The following is a 16,799-nucleotide window of genomic DNA, read 5'->3' as shown; positions in this document are numbered from 1 at the left end:
GGCCGGCTTTTTTCGTTCTTTTACCAGCGCCCGCCCCGAAAGCCATTTTCCCTTATATTCACAGCCAGAGTCTACCAAAAACGATTTCCAAGATGCTGGAGAGGATTTACCTTGCTGCGGGACGCCGCGTATACCGCGCAATAGCCCTGCTATGCCTGATCGCAGGCAACAGGCAGGCGAGTGCGCAACTGGTCGTCACCAGTCCGGTGCCCAACCAGGTAATGCAGCGCAATGCGTCGGGTATGGCTACCATATCGCTCACGGCGTACGCGCATTACCCCTATACCCGCATCAGTGCCGCGTTGGTTCCCATCGAAGGCAATGCAAATGCCGCGCAGCAACTACAATTGGAAACAAGCCAGTTAGCACAGGGATTTTTGTACACTGCATTCTCCGCCCCTACCGGCTGGTATCGCCTCAAACTGACCGGTACCGCACCCAACGGCATCACCGATTCCGCGGTGGTCGCCCGCGTAGGCGTAGGCGAGGTTTTCCTCATCGCCGGCAATTCCAATGCAATGGGCTTGCCCGGCCTGGGTGCGAAAGATGCTTCTTCCAACGTGGTTTCCTTTAATGCCATTAACAAAACCCTCAGCAACGAAAACATTACCATAGCCCCCAATGGCCCCATGCCTGCCCCCGCTTTCGAGCCACTCAAAAGCAACAGTAATATTTTTCCAAATGGCGAGACCTCGTGGTACTGGGGCGAGTTGGGAGACCTGCTGTTTCAAAGATGGAAAACGCCCGTGCTGTTTTTCAATACCGCCTGGGCAGCGGCCAATGCCGAGAATTACCGCGACGCGGCTTCCGGTAAGGATGCCTATAATTTATATGTAGGAAAATACTGGCCCAACAGGCAGCCTTACAGCAATATCGTCAACACGATGCGTTACATGACATCCCTAACCGGCGTCAGGGCCGTACTCTGGGCCCACGGGGAAAACGACGCACAGCTGGGTTTCAACGAGGCACAATATTTCGATGGCATCCGAACGCTTGTTCAGAACAGCCGCAAGGATACGGGTTACAATATTCCCTGGTACATTGCCCGCAACTCCGCCAGCAATCAGTTAAAAGATCCTTACCTGCCCGTTCTGAATGCCCAAAACCGGTTGATAGCGCTGCCTGCTTTCAATGCATTTCAGGGCCCTTACCTCGACACCATCCAGATCCCGCGCCCTGCTTCCGCACATTTCGAAAATGTGCCGGGTGGCGTACAGGGGCTCACGCTCGCAGCTGCGGCATGGAACCGGAGTTTAGCCGACACAGCGATTGCCCGGACCTTGCCTTTGCAGCCTGCGTACGCATTACATACAGGCGTAACGCCCGCGCGCGTATACCCGGGCGCAACTTTTGATCTGCCATTCACTCTCACCGGAAATGCCCCGATTACGCTCCAAATCGCTGCCGAACTGCTGGATGCGCAAGGGCAGTTTATCGCCCGAATAGGTACCGGCAGTACCACTCCGCTCCAAATCCGGATGCCCGCCGAAGTTCCGGACGGACCATACCTCGTCCGGCTCACAGGTTTGGCGCCGGTCTTGCCCGGCAGCATTTCCCAACCGGTATATGTGGAGCGTTCAACGCGGAATATCGAATATGTGAATTCCATCGGCGTCCGAAACGTCGGGAGCAGTATCCAGGTCGCGTGGGCACTTGCGCCGGTCCCCGGCCTGACTTCCATGACGGTTCAGAAAACGACAGACGGCCTGCATTACAGCGATCTTGATACCTTCCCAGCCCCATCCGCCGGCTCATCAGGGGTATTCGGTTTTACCGATAATAACCCGGGTAGCGGGACGATCTTTTACAGGATAAAAATGGGGTATGCCAATAGTACAACCACCTATTCCACGATTGTCACATTGTTCCGCGATGGAGCCCCCGCTCCCTGGACCGTTTTCCCGAACCCGGTAACGCAACAGCAGTTTTACATCATGCCGGCCTCCGCAAACAACATTACCTGTCGTCTTTTCGACGCCTCCGGCCGTGAACATCCAGTCCAAACCTCTGCGCGTGAGGCTATCGGGCTGCTCTCCGTTCGCCCGCATTATCCATTACCTGCGGGCAAGTATATCCTTCAAATAAACTCGGACGGACAAACCAGCTCGCGGAACGTTGTTTTTAATTAAAACAACACCTACCTTACTAATAATGAGCACTTTCCAACTATCACCTTACCCGGCGTGTCCCTAAGGTCGATTCACCGTTCCCCAAAACCGCCAGTCCCTTGCCCCATGAAAAAAATAGTACTGATCATACTCTCTCTGGTTTGGCTGAATGCTTGTAAAAAAGGAAGCGAAAATCCTGTCCCGCTGGAAATTTCGGATGCCCGACTGCAAGACTATCACATTATTTCCATCGCATTCGACAAATCGGGCACGGCCTGGCTTGGTACGCTCAGCCAGGGGCTCATCCGGCACAACGGCACAAGCATTGCAGTTTTTGATTCCACGAACTCCGCGCTGAACAAAGCGGCCATCTGGGACATTGAAATCGATAAAAAAGGGAATGTTTGGCTGGGTACCGACGATCTGGTCAAATACGACGGTTCGAAATTCACCCGGTACGGATCGGGGGAGTATAACCTGCCTCGCAACGCCGTGCAGTCGGTGGCCATTGACGGCTTCGATAATATATGGTTTTCCGCGGGTGCATTCCGCCAGGGAGGCCTGGTAAAATATGACGGAAACCGCTTTTCAACCTTCACACCCGAGAACTCCCAACTTCCGGGTAACCTGATTGCAGGTATAGCGATCGATCGGCAGAATACCGTCTGGGTTGCAATCAACGACGGGGTCACCGCTACTTCGATCGTTCGCATTAAAGATGACAAATGGGAAATGTTCGGTGAAAAAGAACTCGGCTTCAACCCATATTACTACGGCAACATCGTGACCGACAAAAACAACGATTTGCTGGCGTCCATCAACTACGGACTTTCGAGCAGCATTGCGCCGAGCCGCCCGCAGATATTCCGGTTCAACGGGCAGTCGACCCAGATTATCAAGCTTCCGGAAGACGACAAAAAAGTATACATGACCCAACAAGTGTTCGTCGATCGCGACAACCGGATATGGGCCGCATTTTGGGATGATAAGGAATATGGGGTTTTCCGGAACGGCAAATGGGAGCTGAAAGACCTCGACGAAAGCGGAGGCATATTTGCATTTGGCCAGAGCCCGACAGGGGAAATATGGCTGGGAGCCGGCCGCGGAGTTTATATTTTGAAATAAAAACGAATGTCACGCTGAGCGGAGTCGAAGCGCGGTACTATATGGCGCTTCGACTCCGCTCAGCGTGACATGAACATTTTAATCCTCGAACAAACTTCCCAAGCCTCCGATCACCGAACCGCTTTCTTTCCGGCTGTTAGGACCATAAACCGAAAGTCGCTGGATCAGCTTGGAAATCGGCATTGACTGGATCCAGCAACGGCCCGTACCACGCAATGTAGCCAGGAACATCCCTTCTCCACCGAATACCATCGATTTCAAACCACCCGAACGCTGGATATCGAAGCTCAGCGACTGTTCGAATGCCACCACGCAGCCGGTATCGATGCGCAAGGTTTCGTTATTCAGCTGCTTCTCCATTACCACACCGCCGGCGTGCACGAATGCCATCCCGTCGCCTTTCAGCTTTTGGAGTATAAAACCTTCTCCCCCGAACAAACCGGAGCCGAAACGTTGGTTGAAATGGATTTTCATGCTCGTGCCCATAGCCGCGCACAAGAAACCGTCTTTCTGAACGATCAGCTCATTACCGTAAATTTTCGACAGGTCGATCGGCATAACTGTTCCCGGATAAGGTGCAGAAAATGCGACTTTCTTTTTACCGACACCACGGTTGGTAAAATGCGTCATAAACAGCGATTCACCGGTGAGCAAACGGGTTCCTGCCTGGAAAATCTTGCCCATAATGCTCTGGTTCGCTTCCGAGCCATCGCCCATTTTGGTTTCGAACTGAATGCCGTCTTCCATAAAAAGCATGGCACCGGCTTCCGCGATCACGGTCTCATTAGGGTCCAGTTCGATTTCAACGACCTGGATGTCGTCGCCGATAATTTTGTAATCGATTTCGTGTGAGATCATTTTTCGTAAAAGGTTTTATAGGTTGGTCAAAATGAATGGCGTGGACGGCCAGCTATTCCTCCTCCTCTTCGTCTTCCTCAGAACTCTTTTTCTTCGATTTCCGGGTTTTTCGGCCGGGGATATCCTCCCGGTCACGGAGTTTTTTATCATCCACATTTTTATTCAAAAATTCATTGATACGGTCCATGTCAAAGCTCGTGGTGATCTCACCGAACGAATTGATCTGGATATCAAAACCTTCCAGGTCCTTATGCACGCGTGGTTTTTCAGGTGCAGGCTTGGATGTTTCCGACTGTTTTTTCTTAGCCATGTGTTTGATGCCAATGGGCCGCCGTGCGGTCCGTTATTCACTTGTTACGAAAATATGCAATGATCTCCGCGGTACCAATCCAATTTGATCCTGCGGTTTCAGAACGCTTATGCCAGCCTGATTTGAGCTGACAAGCGGCTGAGCGCTGTTTCCAGCCTTCTCACGACCTCATCTTTTCCGAGTATCTCCATGATGACCATCAGATCCGGGCCGGCACCCGCGCCGGTTACGGCCAGGCGCAATGCCTGCATGATTTTGCCCATTTTGATTCCGACCGATTCCATAGTCGCCGAGAGGACCTCTTTAATATCGTGCGCTACGAACGGGCCATCAAAGCCCGCCAATGCATCCTTAAATACACCGATCGCATTCACAGCTTCTTCGTTCCATTTCTTGATCACCACATCCTGATCATACTCTTCCGGTGCCGAAAACAAAAACAGCGACTCCGAAACGATCTCCTTGGTAAAATGTACGCGGTCTTTCAGCAAATGCACGATCTGTGCGAGCTGGTCGTGATTTACCTGAATACCTTTCGCTGCGTACAACGGTTTCAGTTCTTCGATAATAGCCGCATCATCCAGCTGTTTCAAATACTGCTGGTTGAACCAGTTTGCTTTTTGTATGTCGAACCTCGCACCCGCCTTATGCACGCGGTCGAAGCTGAATGAAGCGATGAGCTCGTCCATACTGAAAATCTCTTGCTCGGTACCGGCATTCCAGCCCAGCAATGCCAGGAAGTTGGCGGTCGCACCGGGCAAATAACCTTCTTCACGGAAACCGCGGGCTTTTTCGCCGGTGTTAGGATCTGTCCATTCCAACGGGAAAATCGGGAAACCGCCCAGATCCGCGTCGCGCTTCGAGAGCTTGCCGTTACCGTCCGGTTTGAGCAACAATGGCAAATGCGCAAACTGAGGCATCGTGCTTTCCCAACCCAGATAGCGGTACAATAATACGTGCAAAGGAGCCGAAGGCAGCCATTCCTCCCCGCGGATCACGTGGGTAATGCCCATCAAATGGTCGTCGACGATGTTAGCCAAATGGTAAGTCGGCATTCCGTCCGATTTCAAAAGCACTTTATCATCGATCTGCGACGAATGCACTACCACCCAGCCACGGATCAGGTCGTTGAAACGGATATCTTCTTTCGGGCTGATTTTCATCCGGATCACATAAGGATCGCCGCTTTCGAGGCGTGCCTTCGTTTCTTCGGCTGAAAGCGTCAGCGAGTTGGTCATTTCGGTGCGGGTAATCGCATTGTATTGTACCGCCGCCACTTTTGCAGCTTCCAGGCGCTTACGCATATCGTCCAGCTGCTCCGGCGTATCGAAAGCATAGTAAGCCTTCCCTTCCTGAACAAGCCTTTCCGCATATTCGCGGTACATTTCTTTTCTTTCCGATTGCCGGTAAGGCGCGTGCGGGCCGCCTTGCTGCGGGCCTTCATCGATACCAATACCCAGCCATTCCAACGCTTCCAGAATATATGCCTCTGCTCCCGGAACATAACGGTTTTGGTCGGTATCTTCGATGCGAAGCAGCATCTGGCCGCCTTGCTGGCGCGCAAACAGGTAGTTATACAGGGCAGTACGCACACCGCCCGCATGCAACGGACCGGTTGGACTAGGCGCAAAACGCACCCTGACAGGTTTGTTATTCATTTATTCAAAAATTAAGTTCAATGGTGTTGTCATTGGTCGTCAAGTGTTGTCATGAACGGTCATTGATTGCGGTCCGCCGCGCGGTCAGGTGTTGTCTTTGGTTGTCAGGTGTAGTCATGTATTGTCATTGATACTCCTCCATTCAACACTTGACTTACTGACTACACTTGACCATACCTGACCACACCTCACTATAAATGACTATTTCCTGACCATACCTGACATTCGTTATTCAACCGCTATGACGGAAATTTCGACGTTAACATCCTTCGGAAGGCGTGCTACCTGTACGGTCTCGCGGGCGGGAGGCTCCTTGGTAAAAAAACTGCCGTAGATTTCGTTGACAGCCGTGAAGTCGTTCATATCCCGGAGGAAAATGCTGGCTTTCACCACATGCTGAAAACCAAGACCGGCCGCTCCCAGGATATGCCCGATGTTCTGCATAACCACCCCGGTCTCCGCTTTGATGTCCCCGGACTTCGCCAGTTCGGCAGCAATTTGCCCTGAAACATAAACAGTACCATTTACTTTAACAGCCTGGCTGTAAGGACCAATGGGGGCCGGTGCTTTGTCCGAAAATATGATTTGTTTGGGCATAAGTGACATAGAGTTAATGCCGCAAAATTACCAAATTATGCCGTGCATACCGCCTTATTCCACCTTAAAAAGCGCTTTCAGCTCGGTAGCTTCGGCTGCATTCAGCCGACCGGCGAGCACAAGGCGTAACTGGCGACGGCGGAGAGCACTCAGATATAGTTCGTTTTCCTCGGCCGTTTCCGGTTCAAGCGGCGGCACTTCGATAGGCCGGCCATTCTGATCCACCGCCACAAAAGTGTAGAATGCACGGTTAGTACTCACCCGCTGGCCTGCCGGAATATCCTCTGCCCACACTTCGAGAAAAACCTCCATCGAGGAATTGAATGCACGGGTAACCTTGGCGTGCATGGTCACGATGTTGCCGAGCCGGATCGGCTCCGTAAAGGATACATTATCCACAGAAGCTGTCACCACAATACGGTTGGAATGCTTTTGCGCCGAAATAGCTGCACAAATGTCCATCCAGTGCAGCAACCTTCCTCCCATCAGGTTATTGAGTGTATTCGTATCGTTGGGAAGCACCATTTCGGTCATGGTTACTTCGGATTGATGGGGCTTTTTGGGTTTCAGCATCTTGGTATGGTGATGTATTTAAAATTTGGGGCAGCGTGTCTTTTTCCGCTCCTGGTTCTGGGCGCGATTGCCGATCAGGTATGTCGCCCTCACCTGCAAAAACAAATAGCTGTCCTTGCTTTTGGCGCTTCCGCGGTTCCATCCCGGCTGGCGCTGCGGCTCCCCGATTTCAGGCGCGCGGTCGGAAAGCGCGCGGGCAATGTCGCTGGGCAACTGGTCGGGATTGGGGTACACTGTACTCACATCGTCGAGGTAATCAGACCTCACGAAGTTGTTGCAGAGTTCCAGCCCGAGGCTCAGCCTTTGTGTGGTTTTAACGGAAACTCCAATGCCGGCGGTAAACACCAGCGGCATTCGCTTGTACTTCACGCCCTCGGTTGTGAGCTCCGGCAAACTGTACCAGGTCCCGTCGAGCTTTGCCTTCGGACTCAGGTAAGTAGCCCCGACGCCCCCAAATAGGTACGGATTGATCGGCGCCTGCCTGTTATAGGCAAACAAATCTGCCTGCAAACCCAGGTTAATATCCGGGTTGAATGTCTTGAATGAAAGGTTATTCTGATAGTTTTTGGAATACTTCTGATCGCCGGAAACCTGATAGAAACGCAACTCCCCGCGCGCGCTCACGTGCTCGGTAAGCCTGTACGATGCACGCAACGATAACGACGGTCCGAGTCCGAGGTGCTTCATATGGATACCGTCGTTGAGATCGCCCATGTAATAGGCCACACCTACCCCCGCCTGCACGCTCAGCACTCCGAACGGATCGGTATAGCGCCCGCCGAATTTCGAGCGGCCTTGTCCCCAAGCAAACTGGTGGAGGATCGTCAGGAACAATGCAACGAATAGTAGATATTTCCGGCTCATGTGTGATGTCAGTAATGCGTGTTGAGTGATGCAAGTTGTAAAAGAAACTGATTTATCCCAAATTGTTAAAGTTAATATGGGTTACTTGCAACTTTACCTAAGTTAGCTGCCGCAAATAAGTTCCTAATCCCTATTCATCCTCTTATGCGTGTTTACATTACCCGTATCGCTTTCACCCTGTTTCTTGCGCTTGCCGCTTCCTGTTCTAAAAAAGATCCGGATACCATCGATCCTAACCAATGCCTTTATTTAGGTAAAACCATTTTACAAGAAATGCCGTCCATTGACCAAAAAGCCAGCCATGGAAACGAAATAAGTTGGAACGATCAGAAGCAGATGGTGACAGCCAGTAGATTTGACAAGAGCCAAGGATTTAGCAATATTACAAATACTGTCCTGTGGACGAACGACAATCAAACCAATTTCACGTTCGCATATGATTCCGACGGGTTCCTGACACAAAAAGTGAGGAAGCAATCCACTGCCCACTGGGGGGAAGGTGTGCGGGCGACTACCTACGAGGGCAGGAAATTTGAAAATTTCGTGGATGAAACGAACGAAACATCCGACTATAAGTACGAATCGGGACGGGTTACTTTGGTGAACATCCAGATCGCCAGACGTGTGCGGGGTAATAGCGAAATCCTTCTCGACACCCTAATTAATTATACCAAAACCTATACCTATGACAGCCAGGGCAATGCCGTTTCCGCAATAGAAACCAATTTTTCGGGAAAGACTGTCTCTAACTATAAAAACGGAGTGCTCGTCTCCGCACTGACAAGTACCGGCGATCTGTGGCAATTCACAGAAGAATATGATGATAAAGGTAATAAAACAGCTCTTTTCGGGAGCAATTACCGGTTCAACTACACCCGCGATGCCAAAGGGAACCTGATCCGCACTGAATATACCGTAAATAACAAGCCGGTTTATACCCAGGATTTCACTTTCGACGAACGCCTGAACCCCGAAAGTACCATTCCAAGAAAATTCAAAGGTATCCCGGAGCTTATGTCAACCGTCCAGTCGTCAGCTGGCGTCAACAACCTGACACGAGAGAAATACAATGGCCTCCAAGCCAGTAGCAACTACGAGAGCAAATCCACATATCTCTATAATGCTGACGGCCTGCCGGAGTCGTCAACCGGTGTGCGAACAGGTGAGGGAATGGATCAGACCGAGATCACCACATTCCGCTACAAATGCCCGTAGACAAAAAAGGCCCGCAATCGCAGGCCTTTTTTGTAGTTCGTGGTGAATATTAAATGGTTCTCTTTAATCTCTTTTAACCGAGCTGGCTCCGGAGGTGCTGGAATGGATGTCCTTCGCTCCGCCCGAGTAACGGATGCTGCTGGCACCGCTGGCTTCGGCATTGACGGTATTGCTGGCCAACACGGCGGCACTACTGGCACCGGAGGCGTCGATGTTGACGGTCTTGGCAGAAAAATCGCGGCCTTTAAGCGACGATGCGCCCGAAACGTCGCCGGTCAGGACATCGCCTTCGCCGGTGAGCGTGAGCGACGATGCGCCGGAAAGGTCAACGGCCACTTTGGGAGCGGCGACGCTCATCGTAACCTGCGATGCGCCGGAAACTTCAATTTCCATATTTTTCACCCCCGTGAAGCGAGCCACATTGGCTTTTGAAGCGCCTGAAAAGTCAACGCCTTCCAGGGCCGGCATGGTGATGCTGATCTCGACGGTCTTGCGATTCTTGTTCCAGTCTTTGTTTTTATATCCCAAATGCAGCGTACCGCTCTTCACCGCAGATTCCATATCCTCGAGGTCCTCGGAACGGCCGGTTGCCGTTACACTGAAACTGCCTCCCTGCTTAACATCTATTTTGAATGCGCTGCCGATTGATAACTTGTTGAAGCCCGAAACAGAGAATTTGCGGGTCTCCTGCGCGGACACCTGGCACGACAATGCGGTGATCAAAAGGGCTGCAATGAGGAATAGTTGCGTTCTTTTCATGGTTTAATAAGTTAGATTTTCCGAAAAGATGAAAAGAATGCCGGCGACGTTGCACCGGCATTCAAAATATTACTGCACATTGATTTTGCTCGCGCCGCTGGCATGTTTGTTCAGGTTAGGCACATGGCTCAGTTCCACTTTCGAAGCTCCCGACGCATTTACATCCGCATTCTGGATATTCATTTCAGTGGCCGTCAGCTTGCAGGCACCATGGGCATCCAGCTTGGCCGCCCTGGCCGAACCTCTCAGCGTAGCCTTCGAAGCGCCCGATACATTCACCGACAGCTGATCGGTAAATACGTTCAGTTCCGTTTTGGAAGCTCCCGAAATATCCACATTCAATTTCGGCACATCCTTGAACTCGGTCAGCAATGTCTTGTTTGCACCTGAAAGCGACAGATTTTCGATGGTCGGCATGGTGATCACGATGCCAACGCGTTCCCATTTTTCGTGGTCGAAGAGGTTAAGCTCCCGGGTACGCTTCACACGCAGCACACCGTCTTCCACCACTACCCGGATATCATCGATATTCTCCTGGTTATCCGAGTCGGCAGTCACACCGTACTCCGTACCCTGGCGGATAATGATCGAATAAGCGCCGCCGATATCCACTTTCCTGAAGTCTGAAACCGGGAATTGTTTGCTGTAATTGCCACGCTCTCCCAGTTCGAGGTCACTGTTATCGTTGTATTCGAAAGAATAACCGTCGTGATCGCCTTCACTGTTCTCGCTACGGATGTATTTCAGCGGGATATTGGTACAAATCAATCCCGAATCGCGTTTCATGACCCAAATCAACTGATTCCAGGTAGCTTCGTCGGCATCATGCAGGTCGTATCTTTTCAGATGTTGCTGGTTGCTTTCCCAATCGTTCAATTGGTGATAAAAATCCCTTTTCATGGCGAAAGGCTTATTATAAGGGATACCCACCGTCAAATCGATCTCTTGATCGCGGAACCGCGAGCGGCTTGAAAGCGCCGGGCCTTCCGTAAGGACGAAAACCGAATCGCGGAACTGTGGGCTGTATTTGATCTCCAGTGCATTTTTCTGAGCATCCTCGCGAGACCGGCCTCTCGCACGAAGCGTTTTTTCAAGCCTGATACTGTCGCCCGAGTTAGACCCAATCAATCGTACATCTACATCTATATTCTCTTCATCATATAAATAATTGTAATCCAAAGTCAGCGTTCCGCGCGGCACCGCATAATACGTGGTTTCTGTCACTTCACCTCTTTTGGCAAAATTGCGCTGATAGTTAACGCCGCCTATTGTCGCACCGACGACGCCCACGATCCAAAGGCCCAGCATGGTCAGCCACACGCTGCCACCTACAATTCTTTTATTGGAAATCAATGTAAGTCCCAGCAAAAGGAAGGTCACCAAAGGAATAGCGGCTACCAGAATCCCGGAAAGGATCAGTATTTCGGGCAATTCCTGGAATATCAAGATCGGGACCGGCAAATCGTCGAATACACCGGCGCTGGTAAGGCCCAGCGCTACGCCCGCCGCTATCACAATGCCCAGCAATCCTAACGCCGACATCCCGATCAGGAATGCGCCGATCAGCACTCTCACGACAGGCCCTAGACCTCTAAGCAACTTCCCCAGCGCCGAGAAAACCAGGCCGATAGCACGGAAAGGCAATAACAATATCTTGGTAACGATATGCTCTTCTCCCCCTCTTTCTTCCAAATTGAGGCTCTGCTTGATGTTCGACTCAATATTGGAGAGGGTAATAGGCTCCCCCTGCATTTCCATTTTTTCGGTCAGCGTATTCGCATTTGGCGCAATCACCCACAGCACGATGTAGATCAGAAAGCCCGTTCCGAACAGCAGGATCGACAGTACCCACAGGAAGCGCACCACGCCCAGGTCGACTCCGAAATAGGAAGCCACACCGGCCGCTACACCACCTACGACCTTACGGTCCGGATCGCGGTAAAACTTCTTAATGTGCGCATCCTCTTCGAGCGTCACAGAACCCGGGAATGCCACCCACATCGCTATGTAGACCAGCACGCTAAATCCTGAAATAGGCCCGAAGATTTCCTCTGCGTTCATATCCAGCATACCCGAGCCTGCCGGTAGGCCTACTACCGCGAAAAGGAAAGCTAATCTTACCCAAATCGCGTCGATCGTAAAGTAATGCGCCAGACCCGCCGCCACACCGCCGAGTAATTTCCTGCGAAGGTCGCGGTAAAGTTTCCGCGGTGCGCCGGGCTTTGCAGGTTCTGTTTTGGGTGGATTAGGCGCCGAAGTATAGGCTCCCTGTTTAGGTGCAGACGATTGTGCCGAAGCCGTTTCCAGCGGGTCGGCCAGGATATCCTCAGCTTGTTCGATCGCCTCGAAATCGGCCACGGTGCCCATTGCGGCAATCAGTTCATCGACATCCGACAACGAGATCACCTGCTTATTTTCCACTTTTTGTTTGTTCAGAAACCTTTCCGCAATCCTGCCCTCAATGTCCGAAAGGATCTCTTTGCTATCCGCGAACGAAGAAAAATACTTCTGGATAGAGGCGAGATACCCTTTCAGTTTCTCGTAGCCATCTTCCTCGATGTGGAAGATGATGCCGCCTATATTTATGCTGATTGTCTTTTTCATGATTGAAATAATCGAATGTCTTTGAGTGTGATCAGTTAGGGTCAGGAAGATTGCTTGAAGCCGTTTTGTTCAACTCCTCCGTGCGTTTAATCACGGTTTGCACCGAGTCGGCGAGCTCAAACCACGTAGCCTGCATCGCGTCCAGGAAGACCTTCCCCTCATCCGTCAAAACATAGTATTTCCTTGGAGGGCCCGAAGACGACTCCACCCATTTATAATCCAGCCAGCCCGAGTTTTTTAACCTGGTAAGAAGAGGGTATAATGTTCCTTCCACCACCATGATGTGAGCGGACGTCAGTTCATCCAACATATCCGAGGCATAAACTTCGCCCCGGGATATGATGTGCAGGATGCAGAATTCCAAAATTCCCTTCCGCATCTGCACTTGGGCATTTTCAATATTCATGTGGTTTCATGAGTTAATTTTAAATGAATATGTTCATGGCTAATAGATAGAATTTAAACTTCTAACAATACAAAGGTATACACAGGTACTTTGCGATGCAAGGTACCATGTTAAAAAGATGCTCCGGTTGGGATGAATGGTTAAATTAAGAGGGCGATCGGCTTAAAATGAATTTAGCGCTAAAAACCGCAACCGATTTAATACTCCCGACTATACCCCCTAGGTCAAAACCAACAGTAATAGCTATCTTTTGCCGTCGGTTTTAACCGACGGAGAAAGAGAGAAGAAAGAGAGAGAGAGAAAGAGAAAAAAGAAGAAAGAGAGAGAGCAGAAAGAAAGAGAGAAGAAAAAGAAAAAAATCATCATTAACTATGAAACTACAATTATACATCATCGCCGCTATGGCTGAAAACCATGTCATCGGACTGAACAACAGCCTGCCCTGGCATCTGCCCGACGAATGGGCGCATTTCCGGAAAACTACCGCAGGCAAGGCATTCATCATGGGCAGAAAAAGCTTCGAAGCCCCCGACGCGCTGCATTCGGAATACCGGAATGTGATCATTACCTCCAACCCGCCGGGTAATGCAGAACCGCGCACCGAGTACGCCAAAGATATTTCCGAAGCGTTGGCGTTACTTTCCGATGAAACGGACGTATTTATATTAGGCGGCGCGAGTATTTTCAGGCAAATGCTACCGCTCGCCCAAAGAATGTATTTAACCATTGTACACGCACAAGTCGAAGGCGACGCGTATTTCCCGGCATTCGACCCGAACGACTGGCAGCTGGCGAGTTCAGAATTTCATGGTACCGATGACGATCATGCGTATTCGTTTTCCATGAACCTGTACATCCGAAAGCAGCCGGAATAAGCCGGCTCCTCCTTGTGCGTCAAAAACTCAATCATGATGACAAGGACATCCGCACACACACTACTGGTCTTATGCTTCGTTTTCGGCCATGCCCCATGCAATGCCCAGCAACACTACGGCAATGAGTGGATCGACTACAGGCAGACTTACCTGCGCATCCCGGTTACCGAAACCGGCATTTACAAAATCACTGCCGCTGACCTCGCGCGGGAAGGCCTCCCCCTTGATTCAATCCTGACCTCCGGCATTCAGCTATTCGAGCACGGTGGCGAAGTACCATTGCAAGTAGTGGGTGATTCGTCGGGCAGATTAGGGCACGAGGGGTATTTGCTGTTTTCAGGTAAAAAGAATGATGGTTATGCGGATACTGCGCTTTACGCAAAACCCCGTGCAATGCCGCATCATTACTATAACCTCTATTCCGATACCACCGCCTATTTTCTGACCTGGCAAAATGGCAAGCGCGGATTAAGGACGAACTTCCCCATACCTGGCACTATTATCGACAGCGCCGCATTCCATTGGGAAGAGTCAACGCAACTTTTTATGTCCCATTACCTGCCCGGCCGATTCTTCCCGCCGGAAAGCAGCTACGAAACCGGGTCATTGTTGACTGAATATGATGAAGGAGAAGGCTGGACCGGCCCCGAAATAGCGCCTCGCAACTCTTTTGAAATGGTTTTTAAAACTAAAAAGCTGGTAAGAGAACGAGCAGCGGATACTGACCTTGAAATCATGCTCGCAGGCTGGGCACCGGGCGGGCATTCGGTTGCATTGTGGAGCAATCATTCAAAAAGAAAATTGGCAGATTTGAGTGTAAATAATCGTCAAACGCGACGCTTTCAGATACAACTTCAAACCACCGATTTTGATAGCGCCGGTGTATTGACCCTTACACTCATACCGATGGGCGGGCACGTATCGCTCTCGTATGTACGCATACACTACCCGCAGGCAGGCCCGCGCATCGCGCCCGGGCACATGAAAACCTTGCCTCCGCGCATCGTAAAGTTCACTTATATTGATCCGGAAACTGATTACCTCATCATTACACACCCACTCATGCGTGTACCGGCACGCGGGCTCGACGCAGTAGCTGAATATGCGCGTTATCGAATTTCGAAGGCCGGTGGCGGTTATAAAACCTCGGTCGTTTACAGCCATGAACTTTACGACCAGTTCAATGCCGGACAGCCCGGCCCGCAAGGCATCCGCAACACAGTCCGGTGGCTACACGATAAGGGAAATTTACAATTCGTATTGCTCGCTGGGAGATCCATCGATCCTCAGAAAGCCCGAAAAATGGAGGATTCGTGGCAAGTAGACATGGTACCCAATGCGGGTTGGCCAGGCTCCGACATCGCGCTCGTCAATGCCGACGGCGACTGGAATCCGCTCGTCCCGATCGGGCGCATTAATGCACTAAACTCCGGGCAACTGCTCAACTACCTCCGCAAAGTACAGGCAATGGAAGCCGAGCCTGCATCGGCGGCATGGCGGAAACGGATACTGCATTTAAGCGGCGGCAGGTCGAGGGATGAGTTGAATGTGTTCCGAACGTACCTGCGGTCATTTGAAAAGAAACTTGAAAATACGTTTCTCGCCGATAACGTCACCACGATTTCAAAGCTCACGGACAACGCAGTCGAACAGGTCCATGTTGATAAACAAGTCAATGCAGGGGTTGGGCTGATAACCTTGTTTGGCCACTCCGCTATCGACGTCACGGACATCGACATCGGCCATGCGAGCGATCCGTCACGGAATTACCAGAACCATCCGCGCTATCCGGCGGTGATCGTGAATGGCTGCGCGGCAGGGAGCATCTTTTATTCAACCCATACATTGAGCTCCGACTGGATCTTTGCGCCCGAAAGCGGGGCTGTACTCTTTCTGGCTCATACTTTCAATGGTCCGTCCACCGCCTTGAAGCGTTATACTGAAATACTTTATGAAGTCCTGGCAGACGCAGCATTCACGAGTAAGCCGTTTGGCATTATCCAACAGGAAGCAATCCGGCGGAACCTGGCGCGTGACCCCAACATGCTGGATAGCATTACCGTGCAACAAATGACATTACATGGCGATCCGGCCATCCGCATTTTTCCCTCGCTGCTCACCGACCTCGACAGCCAATCGGTCGCGACCGACCAGCCTCCGCTTATGCAGGTTTCCATCGACGGAAGACAAATCCGCAATGGAGACACCATTTCCGGAAAACCGGTCATCCGGGTTCAAATCTTCGACGAAAACCTTCCGGACGCCGACAATGACACAACCATGTTGGCCGTGTGGCTTAAGAGGCTTTGCGCCGGATGTACCGACATCAGAATGCCATTAAGTTCCGCCATTGGGAAGAACTGGGCAGGGGATTTCTATGAAATCACTTTTCAACCTACGCTACACCCTGGCAAATATCTGCTGACCATCCAATGCCGTGACAAAACGGGGCAGTCGCCGCCGCCGTATCAGATTCATTTCGAAGTGGCTGACCAGCCCGGGTCCATAGAGGCAACCGTTTCTCCTAATCCGTCGGGCCAGTGGTTCAGGTTTACAATCCAAAACCGGGGACTGCTTCCCGCCGGCTTTGAAATAAATATCTATAACCCGCTGGGAACAACGGTTTTCCGGAAACTGTTGTATTGTAATGTTGGCCGCTGTGAATGGTTCTGGCGTCCGGCCACACATTCCCCCGGAATTCCGGCCGGAGTTTACCACTACACCGTCCATCGCCCCGAAGCCGGGCTGCATGCTACATTCCCCCTCGAAAGTATGCGGGGCCATTTGCTTTACGCTCCCTGAGCCAGCGTCGCAGAATGCCTGTTTTACCGTTGTACCTCATTT

At 51.3% G+C, this 16,799-nt stretch carries 14 protein-coding genes; 5 read left to right on the top strand and 9 right to left on the bottom strand.

The window, feature by feature from the left end; translation table 11 throughout:
- Positions 1-92: 92 nt before the first annotated feature.
- Entirely contained in the window at positions 93-2,132 is a 2,040-nt protein-coding gene (locus J7619_RS21010; RefSeq protein WP_291203247.1) for a T9SS type A sorting domain-containing protein, read from the top strand.
- Positions 2,133-2,237: 105 nt separating this feature from the next.
- The gene (locus J7619_RS21005) at positions 2,238-3,236 is read left to right on the top strand and encodes a two-component regulator propeller domain-containing protein (RefSeq protein ID WP_291203245.1); all 999 of its coding nucleotides are present in this window, start codon (positions 2,238-2,240) and stop codon (positions 3,234-3,236) included.
- 78 nt (positions 3,237-3,314) lie between these two features.
- Here J7619_RS21005 and J7619_RS21000 read toward each other — a convergent pair whose 3' ends face one another.
- From J7619_RS21000 to J7619_RS20975, 6 genes are all read right to left on the bottom strand, one after another.
- Positions 3,315-4,094: a TIGR00266 family protein gene (locus J7619_RS21000; protein ID WP_106594214.1), complete on the bottom strand. Its 780-nt coding sequence runs from the start codon at positions 4,092-4,094 to the stop codon at positions 3,315-3,317.
- A 52-nt stretch (positions 4,095-4,146) separates the two neighbouring features.
- Positions 4,147-4,404, bottom strand: coding sequence for a hypothetical protein (locus J7619_RS20995; protein ID WP_291203241.1), 258 nt, complete (start codon positions 4,402-4,404; stop codon positions 4,147-4,149).
- Between the two features lie 107 nt (positions 4,405-4,511).
- Positions 4,512-6,062, bottom strand: a complete 1,551-nt coding sequence (gltX, locus tag J7619_RS20990) for a glutamate--tRNA ligase (protein WP_291203238.1) — start codon at positions 6,060-6,062, stop codon at positions 4,512-4,514.
- Positions 6,063-6,290: 228 nt separating this feature from the next.
- Complete coding sequence (locus J7619_RS20985) at positions 6,291-6,659, bottom strand: Rid family detoxifying hydrolase (protein WP_291203235.1); 369 nt, start codon at positions 6,657-6,659, stop codon at positions 6,291-6,293.
- A gap of 54 nt (positions 6,660-6,713) precedes the next feature.
- A complete protein-coding gene (locus J7619_RS20980; protein ID WP_106594211.1) occupies positions 6,714-7,232 on the bottom strand; it encodes an acyl-CoA thioesterase in 519 nt (172 codons plus the stop codon).
- An 18-nt stretch (positions 7,233-7,250) separates the two neighbouring features.
- Complete coding sequence (locus J7619_RS20975; RefSeq protein ID WP_291203230.1) at positions 7,251-8,096, bottom strand: outer membrane beta-barrel protein; 846 nt, start codon at positions 8,094-8,096, stop codon at positions 7,251-7,253.
- A gap of 144 nt (positions 8,097-8,240) precedes the next feature.
- Between J7619_RS20975 and J7619_RS20970 the strand changes: the two genes are divergently transcribed.
- On the top strand, positions 8,241-9,311 hold the full coding sequence (locus tag J7619_RS20970; RefSeq protein ID WP_291203227.1) for a hypothetical protein: 1,071 nt from the start codon (positions 8,241-8,243) through the stop codon (positions 9,309-9,311).
- A gap of 63 nt (positions 9,312-9,374) precedes the next feature.
- Here the strand turns inward: J7619_RS20970 and J7619_RS20965 are convergent, their stop codons facing one another.
- From J7619_RS20965 to J7619_RS20955, 3 genes are all read right to left on the bottom strand, one after another.
- A complete protein-coding gene (locus J7619_RS20965) occupies positions 9,375-10,070 on the bottom strand; it encodes a head GIN domain-containing protein (RefSeq protein WP_291203224.1) in 696 nt (231 codons plus the stop codon).
- Positions 10,071-10,139: 69 nt separating this feature from the next.
- Complete coding sequence (locus J7619_RS20960; RefSeq protein WP_291203221.1) at positions 10,140-12,674, bottom strand: PspC domain-containing protein; 2,535 nt, start codon at positions 12,672-12,674, stop codon at positions 10,140-10,142.
- A 31-nt stretch (positions 12,675-12,705) separates the two neighbouring features.
- Complete coding sequence (locus J7619_RS20955; RefSeq protein ID WP_291203218.1) at positions 12,706-13,080, bottom strand: PadR family transcriptional regulator; 375 nt, start codon at positions 13,078-13,080, stop codon at positions 12,706-12,708.
- A gap of 371 nt (positions 13,081-13,451) precedes the next feature.
- On the opposite strand from J7619_RS20955, the gene J7619_RS20950 reads away from it, so the two are divergent.
- Complete coding sequence (locus J7619_RS20950) at positions 13,452-13,955, top strand: dihydrofolate reductase (RefSeq protein ID WP_291203216.1); 504 nt, start codon at positions 13,452-13,454, stop codon at positions 13,953-13,955.
- Positions 13,956-13,988: 33 nt separating this feature from the next.
- Complete coding sequence (locus J7619_RS20945) at positions 13,989-16,757, top strand: C25 family cysteine peptidase (protein ID WP_291203213.1); 2,769 nt, start codon at positions 13,989-13,991, stop codon at positions 16,755-16,757.
- Positions 16,758-16,799 lie beyond the last annotated feature (42 nt).

The organism is Dyadobacter sp., assembly GCF_017744695.1.
Lineage (GTDB): Bacteria > Bacteroidota > Bacteroidia > Cytophagales > Spirosomataceae > Dyadobacter.
The sequence above is the reverse complement of the archived record's forward strand: the minus strand, read 5'-3'. Positions and strand labels throughout refer to the sequence as shown.

Bases quoted from the DNA above. Each gene is read 5' to 3' on its own strand.
- J7619_RS21010 (WP_291203247.1), top strand. From the start codon at position 93: ATGCTGGAGAGGATTTACCTTGCTGCGGGACGCCGCGTATACCGCGCA.
- J7619_RS21005 (WP_291203245.1), top strand. From the start codon at position 2,238: ATGAAAAAAATAGTACTGATCATACTCTCTCTGGTTTGGCTGAATGCT.
- J7619_RS21000 (WP_106594214.1), bottom strand. From the start codon at position 4,094: ATGATCTCACACGAAATCGATTACAAAATTATCGGCGACGACATCCAG.
- J7619_RS20995 (WP_291203241.1), bottom strand. From the start codon at position 4,404: ATGGCTAAGAAAAAACAGTCGGAAACATCCAAGCCTGCACCTGAAAAA.
- gltX (WP_291203238.1), bottom strand. From the start codon at position 6,062: ATGAATAACAAACCTGTCAGGGTGCGTTTTGCGCCTAGTCCAACCGGT.
- J7619_RS20985 (WP_291203235.1), bottom strand. From the start codon at position 6,659: ATGCCCAAACAAATCATATTTTCGGACAAAGCACCGGCCCCCATTGGT.
- J7619_RS20980 (WP_106594211.1), bottom strand. From the start codon at position 7,232: ATGCTGAAACCCAAAAAGCCCCATCAATCCGAAGTAACCATGACCGAA.
- J7619_RS20975 (WP_291203230.1), bottom strand. From the start codon at position 8,096: ATGAGCCGGAAATATCTACTATTCGTTGCATTGTTCCTGACGATCCTC.
- J7619_RS20970 (WP_291203227.1), top strand. From the start codon at position 8,241: ATGCGTGTTTACATTACCCGTATCGCTTTCACCCTGTTTCTTGCGCTT.
- J7619_RS20965 (WP_291203224.1), bottom strand. From the start codon at position 10,070: ATGAAAAGAACGCAACTATTCCTCATTGCAGCCCTTTTGATCACCGCA.
- J7619_RS20960 (WP_291203221.1), bottom strand. From the start codon at position 12,674: ATGAAAAAGACAATCAGCATAAATATAGGCGGCATCATCTTCCACATC.
- J7619_RS20955 (WP_291203218.1), bottom strand. From the start codon at position 13,080: ATGAATATTGAAAATGCCCAAGTGCAGATGCGGAAGGGAATTTTGGAA.
- J7619_RS20950 (WP_291203216.1), top strand. From the start codon at position 13,452: ATGAAACTACAATTATACATCATCGCCGCTATGGCTGAAAACCATGTC.
- J7619_RS20945 (WP_291203213.1), top strand. From the start codon at position 13,989: ATGATGACAAGGACATCCGCACACACACTACTGGTCTTATGCTTCGTT.